This is a genomic window from Rheinheimera hassiensis, assembly GCF_022436675.1.
GTDB lineage: Bacteria > Pseudomonadota > Gammaproteobacteria > Enterobacterales > Alteromonadaceae > Alishewanella > Alishewanella hassiensis.
Genome location: NZ_JAKUJZ010000002.1, coordinates 223,894 through 243,351 on the forward strand (window position 1 = coordinate 223,894; position 19,458 = coordinate 243,351).

The 19,458-nt window shown below is 49.3% G+C and carries 20 protein-coding genes; 8 read left to right on the forward strand and 12 right to left on the reverse strand.

Going from position 1 to position 19,458, the window contains the following annotated elements; translation table 11 throughout:
* Entirely contained in the window at positions 1 to 2,043 is a 2,043-nt protein-coding gene (locus MJX74_RS03945) for a bifunctional 2',3'-cyclic-nucleotide 2'-phosphodiesterase/3'-nucleotidase (protein ID WP_240221054.1), read from the forward strand.
* A 39-nt stretch (positions 2,044 to 2,082) separates the two neighbouring features.
* A complete protein-coding gene (locus tag MJX74_RS03950) occupies positions 2,083 to 2,646 on the forward strand; it encodes a GNAT family N-acetyltransferase (RefSeq protein WP_240221056.1) in 564 nt (187 codons plus the stop codon).
* Positions 2,647 to 2,722: 76 nt separating this feature from the next.
* On the opposite strand, the gene katG is transcribed toward MJX74_RS03950, so the two are convergent.
* From katG to pdxR, 4 genes are all read right to left on the reverse strand, one after another.
* Positions 2,723 to 4,978 carry a catalase/peroxidase HPI gene (katG, locus tag MJX74_RS03955; protein WP_240221058.1) on the reverse strand — a complete coding sequence of 752 codons (2,256 nt, stop codon included), beginning with the start codon at positions 4,976 to 4,978 and terminating at the stop codon, positions 2,723 to 2,725.
* 135 nt (positions 4,979 to 5,113) lie between these two features.
* Positions 5,114 to 5,884, reverse strand: coding sequence for a substrate-binding periplasmic protein (locus MJX74_RS03960; protein ID WP_240221060.1), 771 nt, complete (start codon positions 5,882 to 5,884; stop codon positions 5,114 to 5,116).
* A 196-nt stretch (positions 5,885 to 6,080) separates the two neighbouring features.
* The gene (locus MJX74_RS03965; protein ID WP_240221063.1) at positions 6,081 to 8,318 is read right to left on the reverse strand and encodes a TonB-dependent siderophore receptor; all 2,238 of its coding nucleotides are present in this window, start codon (positions 8,316 to 8,318) and stop codon (positions 6,081 to 6,083) included.
* A gap of 128 nt (positions 8,319 to 8,446) precedes the next feature.
* Complete coding sequence (pdxR, locus tag MJX74_RS03970) at positions 8,447 to 9,838, reverse strand: MocR-like pyridoxine biosynthesis transcription factor PdxR (RefSeq protein ID WP_240221065.1); 1,392 nt, start codon at positions 9,836 to 9,838, stop codon at positions 8,447 to 8,449.
* Positions 9,839 to 9,956: 118 nt separating this feature from the next.
* Between pdxR and MJX74_RS03975 the strand changes: the two genes are divergently transcribed.
* Both MJX74_RS03975 and MJX74_RS03980 read left to right on the forward strand, forming a co-directional pair.
* The gene (locus MJX74_RS03975) at positions 9,957 to 10,565 is read left to right on the forward strand and encodes an FMN-dependent NADH-azoreductase (protein ID WP_240221067.1); all 609 of its coding nucleotides are present in this window, start codon (positions 9,957 to 9,959) and stop codon (positions 10,563 to 10,565) included.
* A gap of 23 nt (positions 10,566 to 10,588) precedes the next feature.
* The gene (locus MJX74_RS03980; RefSeq protein ID WP_240221068.1) at positions 10,589 to 11,068 is read left to right on the forward strand and encodes a carboxymuconolactone decarboxylase family protein; all 480 of its coding nucleotides are present in this window, start codon (positions 10,589 to 10,591) and stop codon (positions 11,066 to 11,068) included.
* A 45-nt stretch (positions 11,069 to 11,113) separates the two neighbouring features.
* Here MJX74_RS03980 and MJX74_RS03985 read toward each other — a convergent pair whose 3' ends face one another.
* On the reverse strand, positions 11,114 to 11,938 hold the full coding sequence (locus MJX74_RS03985) for an SMP-30/gluconolactonase/LRE family protein (protein ID WP_240221069.1): 825 nt from the start codon (positions 11,936 to 11,938) through the stop codon (positions 11,114 to 11,116).
* 222 nt (positions 11,939 to 12,160) lie between these two features.
* On the opposite strand from MJX74_RS03985, the gene MJX74_RS03990 reads away from it, so the two are divergent.
* Complete coding sequence (locus MJX74_RS03990; protein ID WP_240221070.1) at positions 12,161 to 12,604, forward strand: hypothetical protein; 444 nt, start codon at positions 12,161 to 12,163, stop codon at positions 12,602 to 12,604.
* Between the two features lie 51 nt (positions 12,605 to 12,655).
* Here MJX74_RS03990 and MJX74_RS03995 read toward each other — a convergent pair whose 3' ends face one another.
* The 4 genes from MJX74_RS03995 to MJX74_RS04010 all read right to left on the reverse strand — a co-directional run bounded on the left by MJX74_RS03995 (position 12,656) and on the right by MJX74_RS04010 (position 14,785).
* A complete protein-coding gene (locus tag MJX74_RS03995) occupies positions 12,656 to 13,402 on the reverse strand; it encodes a class I SAM-dependent DNA methyltransferase (RefSeq protein ID WP_275692661.1) in 747 nt (248 codons plus the stop codon).
* Positions 13,403 to 13,450: 48 nt separating this feature from the next.
* Positions 13,451 to 13,849 (reverse strand): glutathione S-transferase N-terminal domain-containing protein, encoded by a 399-nt coding sequence (locus tag MJX74_RS04000; RefSeq protein WP_240221071.1) that lies wholly within the window; start codon positions 13,847 to 13,849, stop codon positions 13,451 to 13,453.
* A gap of 124 nt (positions 13,850 to 13,973) precedes the next feature.
* Complete coding sequence (gene rnk / locus MJX74_RS04005) at positions 13,974 to 14,375, reverse strand: nucleoside diphosphate kinase regulator (RefSeq protein WP_240221072.1); 402 nt, start codon at positions 14,373 to 14,375, stop codon at positions 13,974 to 13,976.
* Complete coding sequence (locus tag MJX74_RS04010) at positions 14,375 to 14,785, reverse strand: GreA/GreB family elongation factor (protein WP_240221073.1); 411 nt, start codon at positions 14,783 to 14,785, stop codon at positions 14,375 to 14,377. Before MJX74_RS04010 ends, rnk begins: the two co-directional genes overlap by 1 nt.
* A gap of 93 nt (positions 14,786 to 14,878) precedes the next feature.
* Here MJX74_RS04010 and MJX74_RS21720 point away from each other — a divergent pair, with 93 nt between their 5' ends.
* The 3 genes from MJX74_RS21720 to MJX74_RS21870 all read left to right on the forward strand — a co-directional run bounded on the left by MJX74_RS21720 (position 14,879) and on the right by MJX74_RS21870 (position 16,959).
* On the forward strand, positions 14,879 to 15,013 hold the full coding sequence (locus MJX74_RS21720; RefSeq protein WP_275692662.1) for a hypothetical protein: 135 nt from the start codon (positions 14,879 to 14,881) through the stop codon (positions 15,011 to 15,013).
* A gap of 128 nt (positions 15,014 to 15,141) precedes the next feature.
* Complete coding sequence (locus MJX74_RS04015) at positions 15,142 to 15,678, forward strand: OmpA family protein (protein ID WP_240221074.1); 537 nt, start codon at positions 15,142 to 15,144, stop codon at positions 15,676 to 15,678.
* Between the two features lie 39 nt (positions 15,679 to 15,717).
* Positions 15,718 to 16,959 carry an endonuclease/exonuclease/phosphatase family protein gene (locus tag MJX74_RS21870; protein ID WP_240221076.1) on the forward strand — a complete coding sequence of 414 codons (1,242 nt, stop codon included), beginning with the start codon at positions 15,718 to 15,720 and terminating at the stop codon, positions 16,957 to 16,959.
* Here the strand turns inward: MJX74_RS21870 and MJX74_RS04025 are convergent.
* The 3 genes from MJX74_RS04025 to MJX74_RS04035 form a co-directional block, all read right to left on the reverse strand.
* On the reverse strand, positions 16,956 to 17,369 hold the full coding sequence (locus MJX74_RS04025; protein ID WP_240221078.1) for a hypothetical protein: 414 nt from the start codon (positions 17,367 to 17,369) through the stop codon (positions 16,956 to 16,958). The genes MJX74_RS21870 and MJX74_RS04025 overlap by 4 nt on opposite strands.
* 103 nt (positions 17,370 to 17,472) lie before the next feature.
* A complete protein-coding gene (locus MJX74_RS04030; RefSeq protein WP_240221080.1) occupies positions 17,473 to 18,306 on the reverse strand; it encodes a class II glutamine amidotransferase in 834 nt (277 codons plus the stop codon).
* Positions 18,291 to 19,244: an ATP-grasp domain-containing protein gene (locus MJX74_RS04035; protein ID WP_240221082.1), complete on the reverse strand. Its 954-nt coding sequence runs from the start codon at positions 19,242 to 19,244 to the stop codon at positions 18,291 to 18,293. The genes MJX74_RS04030 and MJX74_RS04035 overlap by 16 nt, the downstream gene beginning before the upstream one ends.
* Between the last annotated feature and the right edge of the window lie 214 nt (positions 19,245 to 19,458).

Sequence of the window (19,458 nt, forward strand, 5' to 3'; positions counted from 1 at the left end):
ATGTTTAAAGTGTCTTTCTCTTTATTTGCGCTATCAGCAGTGGCACTGAGTGTGGTGTCTTGTGCTGTCAGCACACCACCACAGGCGGTAACGGTAAAACTGCGGGTGCTGGAAACCTCTGATCTGCACGCCAATGTCATGGACTATAACTACTACACTGCCGCCCAGGATCCCAGCATTGGTCTGGCGCGCACAGCCAGCCTGATAGCAGCCGCCCGGCAGGGGGCCGTTAATACCGTATTGGTGGATAACGGTGATTTAATTCAGGGCAGCCCGATGGGCGATTATGCTGCAGACAAAGGCCTGGCTGACGGCGAGGTACACCCGGTGTTTCAGGCCATGAATGTACTGCAATACGATGTGGGCAATATTGGTAACCACGAGTTTAATTACGGCCTGGATTTTTTGCAAAAAGCACTGGCCGGTGCCGCTTTTCCGTATATTAATGCCAATGTGTATTGCGCACAGCCGCAGTGCTGGAACGGCATAAAACAGGGCGGGCATTTATTTACGCCTTATCTCATTAAAGACACGGTGGTAACAGATACCGCAGGTAATCAACACAGTATAAAAATTGGCTATATTGGCTTTGTACCACCCCAAATTTTGCAGTGGGACAAGCAGCATTTAACCGGTAAAGTACGTGCGGCCGGCATTGTGGAAACGGCAATAAAACTAGTGCCGCAAATGAAAGCGCAGGGGGCCGATCTGGTTATTGCTATCCCGCACTCGGGCATTGGCTCCAGCGAGAGCCCTGGCGATACTAACGCGGAAAACGCAGTGTATGCCATTACTCAGGTGCCGGACATTGATGCGGTGCTGTTTGGCCACAGCCATTCTGTTTTCCCCTCAGCCCGTTACAGTGATCTGCCGGGCGCAAATATTGAAAAAGGCCTGCTTAACGGCGTTGCCGCAGTAATGCCGGGGCGTTGGGGCGACAATATGGGCCAGGTAGATTTCACCCTTAGCCTGCAACACGGCAAATGGCAGGTAACTGATGCTACTGCCAAAGCTGTAGCTATTTATGACGGGATTAAAAAAGCGCCGCTGGTGGCGGCTGATAAACGTATTCATACCGCAGTACAGCAGGCACATCAGGGCACGATTGACTTTATGCAGCGCCAGATTGGTGTGGCATCGGCCGATATGTATAGCTTTCTGGCCCAGGTACAGGACGACCCTACAGTGCAAATTGTAGCTAACGCCCAGATAGCCAAAGTTACTGCTATGCTCCCCGCACAGCTGCAGCATATGCCGGTTCTGTCGGCAGCATCGCCGTTTAAAGCCGGCGGAAGGCGCAGTTCACCGACAGATACACAGCAGTACATTCAGGTATCAGCCGGTACGTTAAGCTTTCGCAATGCTGCAGACTTATATCTTTACCCCAACACTGTGGTGGCGGTAAAACTCAGCGGTGTTGAATTAAAAGACTGGCTGGAATGCTCGGCCAACCAGTTTAACCGCATTGATGTGACCAGCAGTGCGCCACAACAGCTGATTAACTATGAACACCCGACCTACAATTTTGATGTGATCGATGGCGTAAACTATCAGATAGATGTTACCCAACCAGCCAAATTTGGCCCAGACTGTGAGCTGCTAAACGCAACCGCCTCGCGTATTGTTAACCTGAGTTATACCGACAACAGCGGTAACGTTGTCAGCGGTAAAGCATTGGCCGAAAAGCAGTTTATAGTGGCAACCAATAATTACCGCGCTTTTGGTGGCAGTTTTGCCGGTACCGGCAGCGAGCATGTGGTAATGGAGCTGCCCGACAGCAACCGTGAAGCGCTGGTAAGTTATATTGAGCAGCAATCCGGCTACGACGCGGCCAGCGGGCAATACACCGGTCAGGTAAACCCGGCGGCCGACAATAACTGGCGTTTGTTGCCTGTTGCCGGTAGCGTACCGCTGGATATCCGCTTCAGCACGCAAGACAGTAAAACAGCAGAAGACTTTGTCCGCCGCTATAAGCAGTGGCCCATGACCAAGCTGGGCACCGACGAGCAGGGGTTTGCCCAGTACCGTATTGAGCTGCAGTAGATGCGAGCTGAGCGCAATAGTAGAAAAGAGTGAAAGAGTATGTTGAAAATTGCCGCAAGTAACAGGCTGAGTTTTACCCTGCTTTCTGAACAGGATGCAGGGTTGCTGTTTGAAGTAGATCAGGATCAAGAGGTTATGCGCTACCTCAACGGTGGCAAGCTTACAACGATGCAAAGCATTGTTGATGTATTTATACCGAGGATGATGCAGTATCGCAGCCCGGCCCAAGGCTATGGTATTTGGCAGGTGCGGCGGTTAGAAGATAACGCTTATATCGGCTGGGTATTAATACGACCGATGGGGTTTAACACCGCAGCGCCAAGCCACGACGACGTTGAAATTGGCTGGCGTTTTAAGCGGCAGTACTGGGGGCAGGGTTATGCCAGTGAGGCAGCCCGGGCTGTGGCTGACGCGGTGCTGGCAAATAATAGCAATGTCCGGTTTTTGTCGGCAATTGCCATGCCGGATAACGCCGGCTCAATTGGCGTTATGCGTAAACTGGGTATGCAGTTTGTAAAACGCTATCTGCACCGCGATGCGCTGGGGGATGTAGATGCCGTTTTGTACCGGAAGACGGTTAATACGGCAGTAGCAACGGAGTAAGCCGCGGCAGGCTGTTGGTGTAAGTAAAAAGCGCTGCAGCTTTTCCGGTTGCAGCGCTTTTGCCTGATGGTGCTTATTAACGGTCCAGGTTCATTACCTTAGTCCAGGCTTTGATAAAGTCGTCAACAAACTTTTGTTTCGAGGTGTCAAAAGCGTACACTTCGGCCACGGCGCGCAGCTCCGAGTTTGAACCAAAGATCAGATCAACAGAGGTGGCTGACCACTTTTTGTTGCCCGATTTACGGTCAAAGCCTTCATATATACCCTCAGTAGCTGATTTCTTCCAAACGGTGGACATATCCAACAGATTAACGAAGAAATCGTTATTCAGCGTACCTGGCTTAGCTGTGAACACGCCGTGCTTTGAGCCCTGGTAGTTAGCGTCCAGCGCACGTAAACCACCTATCAGCACGGTCATTTCCGGTATGCTCAGGTCCAGTTGATCAGCTTTATCTACCAGCATCTCAGTCGGTGATTTGTAGCTTGCCGTTGCGTCGAAGTAGTTTCTGAAACCATCAGCTGTCAGTTCAAGCAGGCTAAAGGCATTAACGTCTGTCATGTCCTGAGTGGCATCACCACGGCCCGGTGTAAACGGCACTGTAACGTTATAACCGGCGTCTTTGGCGGCTTTTTCAATTGCTGCCGTGCCGCCCAACACGATTAAGTCAGCCAGTGACACTTTTTTACGGCTGGTATTAAAATCTTGCTGGATGGCTGTTAGCGCTTTGATTACTTTTGCTGTTTCAGCCGGGTTATTTACTGCCCAATCTTTTTGTGGCACCAATGCAATGCGCGCACCGTTAGCACCACCACGCATATCGGTGTCACGATAGCTGGCAGCAGAGCCCCAGGCTACACGCACCAACTCAGGCACGGTTAAACCAGATTTTAAAATACTGGCTTTCAGTGCTTTAACATCACCGGTTTTAATGTTGGACTGGGTTTTTTCGTCAATCGGATCTTGCCAAATCAGCACGTCTTTCGGTACTTCTTTACCCAAAAAGTTACGTGGTGGCCCCATATCGCGGTGCGTCAGTTTGTACCAGGCTTTGGCAAAGGCTAAGCGGTATTCTTCCGGGTCTGCTAAAAAGCGCTCGGCAATTTTGCGATACTCCGGGTCAAACTTCAGCGCTAAATCCGCGGTGGTCATTACCGGTGGGTTAAACTTACCTTTGATATGCGCATCGGGCACTACTTTATGCAGTGACTCATCGGTTGGCACCCACTGAATAGCACCCGCCGGGCTGCGGGTTTGTTTCCACTCGAAGTTAAGCAGGTTGCTTAAGTATAGCGATGTCCATTGCGTTGGAGCCTGAGTCCAGGCACCTTCTAAGCCGCTGGTAATCGTATCTTCAGAATGGCCTTTGCCACAGTTGTTTTTCCAGCCCAGGCCTTGTTCTTCAACGCCTGCTGCACCAGGCTCAGCTTCCAGACAATCTTTGGGTTTATGTGCACCGTGCATTTTACCAAAGGTATGGCCACCGGCGATTAACGCCAGGGTTTCTTCATCGTTCATGGCCATGCGCTCAAAGGCGATACGGATATTTTTCGCTGAACCGAGCGGGTCTGGTACGCCTTTAGGGCCTTCCGGGTTAACGTAAATCAACCCCATGTGGGTCGCGCCCAGCGGGCGTTGTAGCTTACCGTCTTTATCTTCACGGTCGCTAGCCAGCATTTCAACTTCCGGCCCCCAGTACACTATATCGGGTTCCCAGTCGTCGGCACGGCCACCGGCAAAGCCGTAGGTTTTAAAACCCATGTTCTCCAGCGCCACATTGCCGGCCAGCACAATAAGATCTGACCAGGACAATGCTTGCCCGTATTTTTGTTTTACCGGCCATAATAAGCGCCGCGCTTTATCGAGGCTTGCGTTATCCGGCCAGCTGTTTAGCGGGTCAAACCGCTGCTGACCACCACCGGCGCCACCGCGGCCGTCCAGAGTGCGATAGGTACCGGCGCTATGCCAGGTCATGCGAATAAAGAACGGGCCATAGTTACCAAAATCCGCTGGCCACCAATCTTGTGACTGCGTTAACAGAGCGTTGATGTCTCGCTTTACACTGTCTAAATCCAGTTTATTAAAAGCGTCAGCATAGCTGAAGTTATCGCCATAAGGGTTAGATCGTGTATCGTGATCGCGCAGCACAGACAAATCAAGTTGCTGTGGCCACCAAAACAGGTTAGTTCTTACTGCACCCTGCTGAGCACTCCCATGACCTGAGGCACCAGCTGGTTTAGTCATGGTTTTGTCACTGGCAAAGGCGGCACCGGATACCAGCAACATGCTTATCATGCCAGCCAGCGCTCTGGTTTTAAAAGTTTGTCTATTCATTGTCAGCTTCCTTTTAGTTAACGTTTTATTATTATCTGCAGTGCTGATGCTGAAGAGGATCAGACACTGAGTTAAACAACCGCCAAACTAGTATAGTAAGAAGCTAATTTGCTGATGTGAATTAAAACGATGATGCTAATCGGTAAACTCGATGAGCCTGTCACCAAATATATGCTTTATGCTGCCATCTGCGGTCATTGCCGCAATACTTTGTTGTATCGCTTGCGAGATTTTTGGGCACTTACAGCTTTTGGCTAAGCCGATATACACTGGCTGTGGCACAACAATATTAAGTGGAAAACTGACTTCTCTAATCTGGGGGGCCAGCTCCGGGTTTTCCTGCAATACGGCGCTGACCTGGCTTGGCGGCAGCAGTGCTGCTGTTACGCGGTGTTTGGCAACAATTTCAAGCGCGGAATAGATAGAGTTTACCCGTATAACCTGGTTTGGCGGCATGGCATTAACTATTGCTGTAACTTTAGGGTGAAAACCATAGTTGCGTATTGCTGCCAGCGTCATGGTAGATAATTCAGTAACTTGCTCTAGCCTACGGTTGTCTGTTGCAGACAAATAAACCCGATCCGGTTGGCGGGCCCCATAAGGGATATATTCAATTGCCTCTCTGCCATCACCAGTTTTAAGAATACCTACTACCAAATCGCTGTCGCCATCGGCAAGTTCTTTCAGACAGCGGCTGGAGGGGGTAGCTTTGCTGATTGATAGCTCAAAACCGGCGCGACGTGCCATTTCCTGCATAAAATCTACTGAAACACCCTGCGCTGTTTTTGCTGGGTTATTGAAATTAACATTACCTGGAAATTCCCAGACACACCACCTGAGTTGCTCTTTAGCAAATAACGGAAAAGCCGCAACTAAGCAACATAATAAGGCTGGCAATTTGACCATCGTTGTAACACCTCCGTTGGATATTGCAGTATCAGTTGATGGTATAAATTTTGTTAACAAACTGACGTCATGGCTGATACTGTAGCAAGGAAGCGGCTGATATTGTGCAAAACTGGAGAAATAACGGAAAAATAAGCAGATTAAGTATAGTGGCTAATTTTAGCGGGCAGCTTTTGCTGCCCGCAGAGGGCGCGTTTTAATATTGCCAGCGCACACTTAATGTTAACTGGCGGGGTTTGCCGTAATTGGCGTAGTCGATATTGGCCCAGTACACTTTGTCAAACAGGTTGGTAACGCTAAAGGTGCTGCTGAGCTTGTCGTTAAACTGCCAGCTGGCGAACAGATTAGCCAATATATAAGCATCTTGCGTATAGGTAACGCCGGCAGCTTCTGTTGGATGGCTTACGCCATAACCCACCGTTTCGCCCTGCCAGTTAAAGCCACCACCCAGCATCAACTTTGCCAGCTCGCCGCTGAACTGATAATGCGTTGATAGCTGCGCTGAATGTTTCGGCAGGTTGGTCCAGATTTTATCGTTGTCATGGCGTTTGGTATCAACATAAGCATAACCTGCATTAAGCAACCAGCTTTCAGACAAATGGCCGCTGGCGCTGATCTCAAATCCCTGGCTTTCTGTGCCGTTTACCCCGCGATAGGCCGAGCTGCCATCAGGCAGGCTGTTTTCCGGTTGGCTCAGGTCACGCACGGCATAGTTGTCCTGGCGGGTTTTAAACAGCGCAGCGTTAACTGATAACTGGTCGTCAAACAGGCTGCTTTTAATGCCCAGTTCCAGGTTTTCCCCCAGCACCGGTGCCAGTAAATTGTTGTCTTTATCTTTGTAATTCTGCGGGCTGAAAATGTCGGTATAGCTGATATACAGGCTATGTTGCTGCGACAGATCCCACACTAAGCCGACATAAGGGGTTACCTCATTGCTTACCTTATACGCGCCGGAGGTAGCGGTATATTGGCCGCCGGTGTCAAAGCTGTCCGTTGCGGTTTCCCAGTTGCTGAGGCGGGCGCCGGCTATCAGTGACCAGTCTTCATGTAGCCTGAACCTGTTAGCAAGGTAAAAACCGCGCTGTTTAGTGGTGGCCAGCCGGTAAGCGCCGGTTTTGCTGTACTGTGGCATTGGTGCGCTGCCATCATAGTTCCTTGCATCCGGAACAGCGTAAGACCAGTCGGCTACTGAGCTGAACAGTGTAGTTTCGGCGTCCAGCTCTGACACTGAGGCACCGGCGATGAGATCGTGTTCCCGGCCCAACAGCATATAACTACCGGTTAAATACAGATCAAAACTGTTGCGGGTATCTTCACCGGCACCTACACCGGCCAGCAGGGTTAAACCACTGCCATCAGTGGGATTCGGAAAACCGCTGGCATATACCCGCAAACTGGACACTTCGCCTTTGGTTTGGTTAATAGCGGCTTTGAGGTGCCAATTATTGTCAAAACGGTGGCTGATATCGCTAAACAGCGTATAGCTGTTGCGTTGCCAGTGGGTCCATGTCGGCGCATAGCTGGTAGATACCGGCAGGTTGGCCTCGCTGCCATCAGCGGCAAAAATGGGGATGGTGCCCCAAATAGTGCCTTCCGGCTTATTGTCCTGGCCTTGGACACCAACAGTTAGCGTGGTGCTGTCGGTTAAATCGGTTTCGGTAATAAATAATCCGGCGAGTTTCTTTTCCTGGTAGCGGTCACGGAAACTGTCAGCATCTAACCCGGCTATTACTAACCGGCTGCGTACAGATGCATCTGCGGTTAGCGGCGTACTCACGTCAGCCACTGCGCGGCGCATTTGCCAGGAGCCAATACTGGCCGATAACGACGCGGCAAGCTCTTTACCCGGCCGTTTACGCAGTAAATTTACCGTAGCTGAGGGTGAACCGACGCCGGAGAATAAGCCGTTGGCGCCACGGATCACTTCAACGCGCTCATACAGCGCGGTGTCATATTCCTGATTGGTACTGCCACTATAAGTAGGAATACTATCAACCTGAAAATCTGTGATCTGAAAGCCGCGGGCAAAGTAGAGCGGGCGCTGGGTGTCGTACAAGGTAACATTTACGCCAGGCACGTTCATCATTACATCATTGATATCAATCATATTAGCGGCAGCCATCAGTTCGGCAGACACTTCGCTTATCGATTGCGGAATTTCGCGCGCTGTTAGCGGCATACGGGTCGGCGTGCTTTGCTGCAGTCTTTTGCCGTTAACGCGGATTGTCTCGACAGACGATTCAGCTTGTTCTGTGTCGGTTTGTTCGTTTGCTGCTGCTGCCACAGTGCTTAACGGTGACAAAGCCAGGCTCACCGCCAGGGTTAAAGGCAGCAGCCGCAAAGCCGGACGGCTGCAAATCTGTGATTGGGCAGTTAATGTTGCTGCAGTGCTATGAGCAGAAGCGGAATGAGTGGAAAGCAGGTGGTAACGCAAGCTGAGACTCCTTGTTATAAATGTTAATGCGAACTATTATCATTGGCATTGTAATCATATGTTGGAGTCAGCACAAGGTGTTAAAACAAATAGCGCTCAGCACTCAATGGCTATACTGCAGTAAAAGATTAGCCGCCAAGCAGCGCTAAAGTTTGCTGGTAGGGCAGGCGCAGGGCGTCGATGGCTTCCTGCTCTGATTTAATATTGGTATAACCAATAACCAGGCCGTAACGTTTGCTTTTACCGGCATACCAGGCCGATAGCGGAAACACCAGCAGCTGGTGCTGTTGCCAGATATTGGCCAACTGTTCGTCCTGATTACCGGTTTTTAAAAACGCGACTACATGCATGCCGCCGTCTGTCAGTTCGACATAAAACTGTGTCGGGTAAACCTGCTGCAAGGCGTTTAGTACCATTTGCCGGCGGGCCTGATACAGCGCACGCATTTTTTTTAAATGCTTAAAAAAATGTCCCTCAGAAATAAAGCGGCTGAGAATTTGCTGCGGCAGCAGCGGTAGGCTTGTTTCGACAATTTCTGCGGCTTCATGAAAGCGGTTGACCAACGCTTTGGGCAGTACGATGTAACTGATGCGCATGGCCGGCATAATGGTTTTGCTGAACGTGCCGACATAAATCACTCTGTCGGCGCTGTCCTGACTTTTCAGTGCCGGCAGCACTTTTTTGGTATAGTGGAATTCGCCATCATAATCATCTTCTACTATCCAGGATTGCCGCTCTTGTGCCCACTGCAACAACTGCTGACGTCTTGGCAGCGATAAAGTCACGGCCAGCGGGCTGTGGTGTGCCGGGGTGGTAATGACAAAGCGGGCATGCTGATGGTGTTGCAGCAAATAATCAACATGCAACCCGTGGCGGTCAACCGGCACATAGTGCAGGTTTTCAACGATGCGTTTTAACAGCTTCTGGCCGAAAAAATAACCGGGATCTTCATACACTACCTTATCTTGTCGTGTCGCCAGCGCTTGCAAAATTAACGCGATACTGTGTTTGTAGCCACTGGTTATGCACACCTGGCTGGCGCTGCAGTTAAGCCCGCGCGAAATATTGACATAATTGGCAATGGCTTCACGCAGCGGCGGATGGCCCATTACCGGCGGCGTTAGCATTTGCTCGGGTCGCATGGCACGGATGGCTTTACCGGATAACAGCAGCCACTTTTTATACGGAAACTGATCCAGTGACGGAATACCCAAGCGGAAAAAGCCAGGGTTGTCGCGTAAATCAATTAAGTTCTGTAGTTTGCTATCTTCAACCGGCACGGTTATCGGCGCTTTAGTAATATTCAGCTGCAGATCAGGGTTAACCTGAGTGCCGAGTGCACCTTTGCTGACAAGATAACCCTCACCAATCAGAATATTATAAGCCGTTTCCACGGTTTTTTTCGCTACGCCTAAATCAGCGGCCAGTACGCGGATCGCCGGCACTTTTTCACCCGGTTTCAAGTTTCCGCTTAAGATCTGCTGTTTATAGCGCTGATATATAGCCTGATAACCGGTCATTATGTCCTACCTAAATACGTGGTTTTTGTATCTTTCAAATATGGCATGAAAGGCTAGACTTTGCACATCAGAACAGCACCGTAAGCCGAAATTAGCCGCGGCTTTATCAGGAGAAAGTATGAAACTGTTACATATTAAGGTCAGCCCGAATTTAACCGGCTCGGCGTCCAGAATTGTTGCAAGCCACCTGTTAAGCAAATTACAGCAGCGCCACCCGGCGTTAAGCGAAACAGTGCTGGATTTGGCACAGCAGCCGCTGCCGCATCTGGATGCGTTAACCGTTAGTGCCTTTTTGACCAAACCTGAATTGCGCACAGAAGCACAACTACAAGCTGCAGCGTTGTCTGAGCAACTGGTTGATCAGTTGCTGGCACATGACACCTTGCTGATTTCTTCACCAATGTGGAACCTGGGTTTACCGTCAGTGCTAAAAGCCTGGTTCGACCATATTACCCGCGCCGGACGCACCTTTGCCTTTACCGCCGAAGGCGAAAAAGTCGGCCTGGTAAGCAATAAAAAAGTATTGGTGGTGATGGCTAACGGCACACCTCTTATTGGCCAGCCCAACGAAGCAGACGACCAGTTTACCCCTTATATCACAACGGCTTTGCGCTATATCGGTATTACCGATGTGCGTTTTATCCGGGTGGATGGTACCCATCACCCGCAAACGAGAGCAGCAGCTGTACCTGAAGCCTTAGCTGCTATTGATTTTCTGCCACTTTAACTGAAAACCCCGGAGCAATAACTATGACTGCACGACTGAACCACTTTGAAACCACACCGACTTTAACCAAGGCGCTGATGGATGCCAGCATGGCGGCGTATAAAACCTCGATTGACCCGTTGATCAAAAGCCTGATCGATATTCGCGCATCGCAGTTAAACGGCTGTGCTTTTTGTCTGGATATGCATATTAAACAGGCCAAAATTAAAGGCGAACGCGAGCTACGCATTTACCATGTGGCTATCTGGCGCGAATCACCGCTGTTTAACGCCAAAGAAAAAGCTGCGCTGGCACTGACAGAAGCACTGACTAAATTAGCGGATACCGGAGTAAGTAATGAGCTGTATCAGGCGACAAAAGAGCATTTCAGCGATGTGGAAATTTCTGAGCTGACCTATAGCATCGGCCTGATTAACTTCTGGAACCGGATGCAAATTCTGGCGCTGATGGAACCGGGCTCGCAAGATGCCGCTTTTGGTTTAACTAAAGCCAGTTTGAACTGAGTAAAGGCATGCCAGCGATGTTGGTCGCTGGCATGTATAACAGCATTAATATGTCAGCCGGTAAGCCGCCACCGAATTACCGAAAAAAGTCGGTACGTACAGGGTGTTCGTTTTGGCATCCCAGCCGATATCGGCGGTATTGAGTTTTTGCTGCTGCGTGTCCAGTACAGGTTCCATCCGGCCATCGGCGTAAACATAGTAGATAATACCGGCCCAGCAGCTGACAATAAAATCACCGTTACCTACCGGTTCCAGGCCGTCGGCGCGTTGTGAGAAGCCTTTGGCTATTTGCGTTAGTTCGCCGTTTTTATCTGCTTTTAGCAGCAAGTCTGCCGCAGCTATGTACAAGTCGCTGCCGATACTCTTTAAACCATTAGCTGCAATAACATCTTCCAGCCAGATACTGATAACACCATTGGCATATTTATACACGCGGTTTTTGCGCGTATCAGAGATATACACCACGCCGTGCTCATCTACCGTTACGTCATTTAAAAACACCGCATCCGGCGCGGGAATTTTTGCTGTTACCTTAGCGGTGGCAATATCAATAATCACCAGCTCGGTTAAGTCTGCTACATAGAGTTTGCCCTGGTATTGCGCCAAACCTTTAGGCGCATTCAGGCCCCGTAGCCAGTTATGCTCACGCATGGTGCCATCGGTATTGAGCAGGGCTACACCACCTTCGCCATCGGCGGCATTACCTTCACCATCAATTTCAGACACAAATAAAAACTTATCGTCTTGCTGTGTATACACCAATACCGACTCGGGCACCCGAAAGCCCTCAGTTTGCCACAATAGTTCCAGTTGTGGTTTAGCCAATGTTGGCAGGCTAACCATTAAAGCAAGCATTAGCATTATTCGCATCTGTGAGTCTCCTTAGCGTATTTAGCGCCAGAGTATCGCTTAGGTGGTGTACTGACGAGAAAATCCTGGCTTTTTTAACCGTATACTGTGGTTTTTCCATATCTGAAACAGTTGGATATCTCTGGCATTGCCATTATCAGCGGCCATAAATTATATTTTGTTGTTAATTTAGAGTCGGGTATATTATTTGCCATATATTAACAATACCGGAAAGGATTCAGCGTGTTCAGAATATTTGGCTTGTTACTAACATTGGTTTTTCTGCAGGGATGTAACGTCGCAAACGAGATAGAAACCCTGAGTGATAACACCGGGCAAGAGCTGGTATGGACTTTTATTCAGTTTAACGTGCCTGAAGAGGGAGGTAATATAGAGTCTTATTACTACTTTGCTGAAGTAGCAAAACCGTTGCTGGAAAAAATCAACAGCAATAAGCTGACTAATGGTTTTATCTATTTGCAAAATGTCCATTACTGGGGTTCGGACGATGTTATTTATGCGTTTAAAGATAAAGAGAATGCGGGCAGCATTCTGTTTCGCATAGAAGATATCCGCAAACTAAAAACGTTGAATACTGCGCCTATTATTGGGCAGGGCATTGAGCAGTATGCTGAAGATGTTGTAGAGCAGCTAAAAGATCTTGATCCTGCCAATGCGCAGGGGTAATGCGAATACAATAAACAGGCTATTAAGTTAAAGCCAAAAGCGCTTCAGTTATCAGCGTTTTACACAGGCAAATAAGGCGTTGCCGGAGGTAGTATCCCACGGGGATATTTTGTCGTAGTCGTGCGCCAATATATGTACTTCAAAATAAGGGCTTAATAGCGCCTGCAACCGGGCAAAGCTGATGGCGACCATAGGGTGTTCATCCTGCCACAGCTGGACATTTTCGCCGCGGGTTCTGGCGATGCGCAGTTTAAGCGCTTGTTGCTCGCCATCGCCACTGTAGTGCCACAGCGATTCAAACACAAAGTGACTATCATCGTGTGTGGTGCTGTGGCGCACTGCGCTGTTGTTGCAAATCTTGTCTTTATCTACCGCATTAAAACAAAACATTCCGCCTGCGTTCAGCGCTGCGTACACACTGGCAAGGCATTGGTTTAGCTCAGCAATATTGGCGCTGTAATGAATGGAGTATAAAAAGCAGGTAATTAAATCAACCGGCTGCTCCAGTGTAAAGCTGCACATATTTTGCAGCATAAAATGGGCCTGCGGGCAGCGCGCCTTTGCTAAGTCGAGCATGGGTTGGTTTAAATCCAGCCCGCTGCTTTGGTAGCCATAGTCGATAAAATGGCGAATGTGCGGGCCGGTGCCACAGGCTAAATCGAGGTGAGTTTTGCCGCCGTTGCCCAGCAGCTGGTGCAGCCGCTGTACCGTGTTACTTTGCGCCGGGTAGTTGATGTCGCAACACATTAAATCGTAAAAACCGGATAAATCCGTGTATAACGCATTGGATGGCATCATCGCTGCGTACTGCTCAGGCGAACTTAGGGTGGCGCATTTTATAGCAGTTCAGCTGTTTTGGCTATCCGCTGTAGCGGCAAAACGCTGCTGTAGATAAGCGATAATTTCAGTTGATTCATACAGCCACTGTGCGTCGCCGGCAGCAGTTTCAATGCGCAGGCAAGGCACTTTTATTTTACCACCGCCATTTTCCAGCTCGCTACGATATTGCTGATTATGCTGTGCATCGCGCTTGCTGATATTCAGCCCCAGCCGCGCTATTTCTTTGCGTACTTTAATGCAAAACGGGCAGGCACTAAACTGATACAGCGCCAGTTGTTGGCAGGCGGCATCCACGGCAGCTTGTTCAGCCGGGCTGCGTACCATTGCCTTGGGTGTTGTCAGCTTTTCGGCTAACAGCATAAAAGGGGTTAAAATCAGACGGATTAAGCGGAAAAATAAACGCATATACTACTCTGCTGGTTAAGATGTTTATCGGCCAATACGGCAATAGCGGCGTTAGTGTACCATTTTGTCGCTGGTTATGCCTGTGCTGCGGCCTGCTGTAACAGCTTAACCGCAGCACTGCATATTAGCGGTGATAAGCGCCTTCACGCTCTGGCTGGTATAGCACTTCGTCTACCGTGATAGTTGACATATCGCCACCTGGCAGGGGCCAGTTAATGCTATTGCCCACGCGCAGGCCCAGTAAAGCGCTACCTACCGGCGCCAATATTGAAATGGCACCACTTTGCGCTGCGTCTTTAGGGTATACCAGTGTTAAGCAACTGCTTTTACCGTCGCCAAAGCTAAAACGTACCGTAGAATTCATACTCACCACATCGCCAGGCAGTTGCTGAGGCGCTACTACAATGGCGCGTTCCAGCTCCTGGCGCAGGGTGTCGCTGCCAATGGTATCGCCAGATAGGCTGTTAAGCAGCTGATCCAGCCGGTCAAAGTCGATGGTAGATACGGTGATATCGGGTGTTTTCATTAAGATCTCCTGGTTTGTCGGTGTGTTACGTTCAGTACTGTCAGCACGCGAAAATGCAGACGCTGGCGCAGCACGGTTAACTGAATACCGGCGTCAGGAGCTTTGCCAATCAGCGCAGCCCCTAACGGCGATACAATTGAAATACAGCTTCGGCGATAGCAGGCTTGTGATGGATAAACCAATTGCAGCCAGCCGCGCTCGTCGGTGTCGGTATTATGCAGCTCAACTGAACTGCCGGGCCGGATACAACTGGCATTGGTGTTAAGCCGGTGCCTGGCCGTATCGTCGGCAATAAAATGCACAATGTTTGCCAGCTGCAACGCACTAAGTGGTAACAGTTGCTGGCAGGCTAGTGCCGCAATAGCGCGGCCAACGGCGCCGAAAGGCCGTTTGGGGTAACAGAAAAACATCGAAGCTCCGGATCAGAGAAGCAAAAATGACATCAAGGGTTTAAGCAGAAAAAGTGTTCAGCCGGCTTTGCGCAGGGCAAAACCGGCCCAGGAATGGAAGGCGATAGCGATATTGCAAGTGCGCAGCACGCATGGCGTGGTAGCGGTGAAACGTTCAGGGATTTGCATGGCGATACCATAGTGGATCTTGGGCTAAAGTTCAATCTGCTAAACCACGACGGTAAGTAAATAGCTAACAGAATAATTGAAAATAAGTAAGTAGTTTATTTTGTTTGTTGTTAAATAAAGGTGTTTATTTGCTTAAATAAAACCATTAAAGTATGCGTCAGTATTTAACATTAAATAACGGAGTATAAATGTTGCGCATGTTACCGCTTTCCGCCGCAGTTATGGTGGCGCTATTATCAACCGGCTGTGTCAGTACTTCAAAAAACGACACCTCAGCAAGTTCGGCGGCGGTAAACGCCGAAACGGCCAAGCCACAAACCGTGTTTGCCGCCAGGTTGCAACCTGTTGCGGGCGTAACAACGGCTGAGCTGGCCGATAACCGTATTAAAGTGTCTTTTCCGGGCATCACGGCGTTTTCGCATGACGGAGCCAGTATCAGCGATGAATTACAACGCCAGCTTAGTGCAGTGGTAGAATCGCTAAAAGGCACAACGTATCAGAATGTTACAGTGCTTGGGCATACCGATAGCTCTGGCCAGTTGGCCTATAACAACAAACTATCGCAGCAGCGGGCAGAGCAGGTTATGGCCTTTTTGCAGCAGCAGGGTTTAACGGCAGAACAACTTGTAGCCGAAGGCCGTGGGCCGTCAGAGCCGATAGCAGATAACAAAACGGCGCAGGGCAGGGCAGCAAACCGCCGGGTAGAAATTGAAGTAGCGTTTTAATCGTCACTGTTAAGCATAAACAACAACGGCTGCCTGCGGGTGGCCGTTTTTATTTATGGCGGCAAGCCTGTTGTTGATGGCAGAACAACAGGCTTGCCGCGCCAGACAACGCTTTTGCATTGCCTGTGGCGGTGCGATCAGTTAGTGTTAAACACTATTAACGAAACGGAAGAACCAATGCTATCCAGTTTTACTGCGCTAACTGTAATATTGCTGTTACTTACCCTGTTACCTCTTAGCCGCATTAAACACTGGTTAGTACGCGGGCTGGACTTTCCCCGTTTGCAGCTGGCCGTGCTAAGTGGCTTGCTATTGGTTATGCAACTGGCGATGCTTGATCTAACCAAAGGTAGCAGCCAGTTGCTGATATTACTGGCGCTGGGCTGTCTTGCTATACAGGCATGGTGGATTTGGCCATACACCCGCTTACACCGTACAGAGGTACCCTTAACCAAAGCAGCCAGTGCTGACCGGCAAACGGTGTCAATAATTACGTCTAATGTACTGATGACAAACCGTAATGCCCCCGCCCTTATTGAGCTGGTACAGCAGCATAAGCCCGATGTGCTGGTAACGCTGGAGTCTGATATCTGGTGGCAGCAGCAACTGGACGCGCTAAGTGCTGATTACCCACACAGTATAAAGTGCCCGCTGGACAATTTATATGGCATGCATGTTTATTCACGCTTACCACTACATAATGGCGCAGTGCAGTATTTGGTTGAGGCTGATGTGCCTTCTATTCATGCTGAAGTAGAGCTAAACAGTGGTCTGCGGGTGGTGCTGCATTTTGTCCATCCGGCGCCGCCAAGCCCAACTGAAAACGAAAGCTCTTCTGAGCGCGATGCTGAACTGCTGGTATTGGCGGTTAGCGTGGCGAAGTGTAAACAACCGCTTATTGTTACTGGTGATCTGAACGATGTTGCCTGGTCAGAAACCACCCGGTTATTTCGTAAAGTCAGTGGGTTACTTGATCCGCGTATCGGCCGGGGCATGTTTAACAGTTTTCATGCCGCTTATCCTTTTGTCCGCTGGCCGCTGGATCATCTGTTTCACAGCCGACACTTTAGCCTGCAGCAAATAAAGCGCTTACCCAGCATCGGCTCCGATCATTTTCCGCTGTTAATCACCTTATGTCTGGAAGGAAAAACCACCGGTGAACAAACAGTAACGCTTGAACCTGAAGATATGCAGCTGGTGAAAAGTGATTTAGCTGAGCAGGCAGTATCACCAGAGCAAGTGCACCGGCCAGAGCGATCTGCCGGTGCACCAGTAGCTTAGTTAGTTAGCATCCAGCCGTTGTCTGCCATGCGAAGTGTCAGGGTTTGTTGTTTTACCTGATACTCGTCACCGGCTTTAAAATCGCCATATTGCAGTTTTAACATACCGGCAGACATACCCGTCGCCATTTTTTCCAGTGGGTTGCCGGGCCGCTCTGTTTGCTCGTCCATAAAGGCTTTAAACGACTTTTTAAACACTATGTTGTAAGCCACTTCAGCGCTGTAGTGGCTATCATTGTCCGACCAGCCGTTAAGCTTCTTTAGCCCGTTAATCTCAACTAAGCCTTCGAATTTGGCATCATACTGCTGTTGTAGCAGCTGTTTTAGTTTAGAGTCACCCGGGGTGTCAGAGCAGGCGGTTAAGGTGACGGCTAACAGGATAGCCGTGAGAATACTGATAATTTTCATCATTACGCTTCAGTTAAAAAATAAGTGCAGCGATTATGATACAAAACGCCTCACCACTGCCAGTAACCGCTGACTAAATTATCAGCGGGCAAATCACCCAACAGGGTTAATCATCCATAAAGGGCTCAGTATTAATATCGTTACGGTAAATAGTGGTAAAAGTGTTATTAGCAATTTTGGTCCACTTTTCACTGACATTATCCAGCGGCTCTGACACCACTATGGTGCTGCCAGATGGAATGGGGTGGGTACCGCCTTCAAACTCGGCCATGCAACGGCTGTCTGTGGAGACAAACTGCGTCATCGGTGCTTCGTTGTATGAATAACGCAGAGTATAAAGCTTGGTACCATCGGATATAGCACAAGACAAATTCAGTACACCGTTTTTATCAACCTGGTTTAATGCCTGTAATACTTCTCTGACCATTTTCTGCATTGCGGCTTTGGGGTTGTCGAGTAAACCGTAGGTGATCGCCAGCAAAAAAAATGTTTCGCTATCGGTAGTGCCTTGTAGTTGCGGGTATAACTCAGGCGCAATTTTCAGCTGTAATTGGCGGCGCAGCTTAGGAAAATGGCTGATATGGCCGTTATGCTGAAACAACCAGTTTTTATACCTGAACGGGTGGCAGTTAGTACGTTGGATATCCCCTGTGGTGGTGGCCCTGATATGCGCCATAAAGGTATGCGATTTAACCTGATGACATAAACTATTCAGGTTGGTATTGTGCCAGGCGGGTAAATCATCTTTAAACAGGCCAGGGCTTGCGCGTTTGTCATACCAACCAATGCCAAAACCATCGCCGTTTATGCTCAATAACTGGCCACTGTTGGTGTAGTTCATTTGGCTGTGCTGGCTTTGAACTACCAGCGAATGATCGGGTTTGGTGACCAGTGTATCCAGATATATCGGTTTACCGGTATAGGCTATCCATCTGCACATATAATACTCCGCGAAGATTCAAGCACCCGGGCGCTGCTATAGCGTTGCTCATAAAAACTATGTACCTGTGACACGGCAAAATCGATGATGGCATCGGCAATGTTAATGCCGGTTACCTTCTCAATACCCTGTTCACCGGTAAAGTCGGGTGACACATTAATTTCCAGTAGCAAAGGCCCCTCACTGGAGCGGACAAAATCCACACCGGACACATTGATACCAATAGATGCGGTGGCAGATAACACCATTTGCTCTTCTGCTGCGGTTAGCTGATAAGGCTCTGAGCAACCGCCAAGCGCGACATTGGATCTGAAATCGCCATCCTGTGAGCGGCGGCGCATGCTGGCTACTACTTTGCCACCCACTACAAAGGCTCTGATATCAGTACCGGATGCTTCTGCTACAAAACGCTGAATAATATAGGACGCCCCCAGCTGGCTAAAAGTTCTGACGATGTTATCCATCTCTTTTATGGTATTAACCAGAAAAATACCGGTGCCCTCAGAGCTTTCAATCAGTTTAATAATCATTGGCATACCTATTACTTTAGCCAGTTGGCGAAAACCTTCTGGTGTGTAGGCAATACCGGTAGCAGGAAAGGGTAAACCCCGGGCCAGCAGATACTGCAGGCATTTTAATTTGTCGCGCCCCAGGCGCAGCGCAGCAGGTGACTCACTAACGTAAGTGCGGCCGCAAATAAATTGCTGTAATACGTTGGTGCCGTAATCCGTAAAGTTAACGTTTAAGCGCGGAATAATGGCATCGAAGGTTTTGGTAATGTCTTTATCGCGCCAGCAAATAGTGGGTTTGTCGGTATCCAGCACCATACTAATGTCACGGATATTATATAATTCTGCAGTATGGCCTTTGGCCCTGGCAGCCTCCAAAAGCCGGTGGTCGTCTTTCTCCTGATCGGTCGATAAAATGCAGATATTCACGTCAACTATACCTCAGTAATTGTTGCTTAAAAGTTAAGTGTAGCACAGCGGAATTGGTGTATTGCCCGGTAAGGGCCGCCAATTAAGGCTACACTTAAAAAGTCTGTATCTGGCTTGGCGTAATGTCAAAGCCGGATAAAGTGGTAAGACATGCTGAAATTCAGGGCAGGCCGGGCTGCTTAAACCGGCTGTCATAAGCAATTAATGCAGAGGA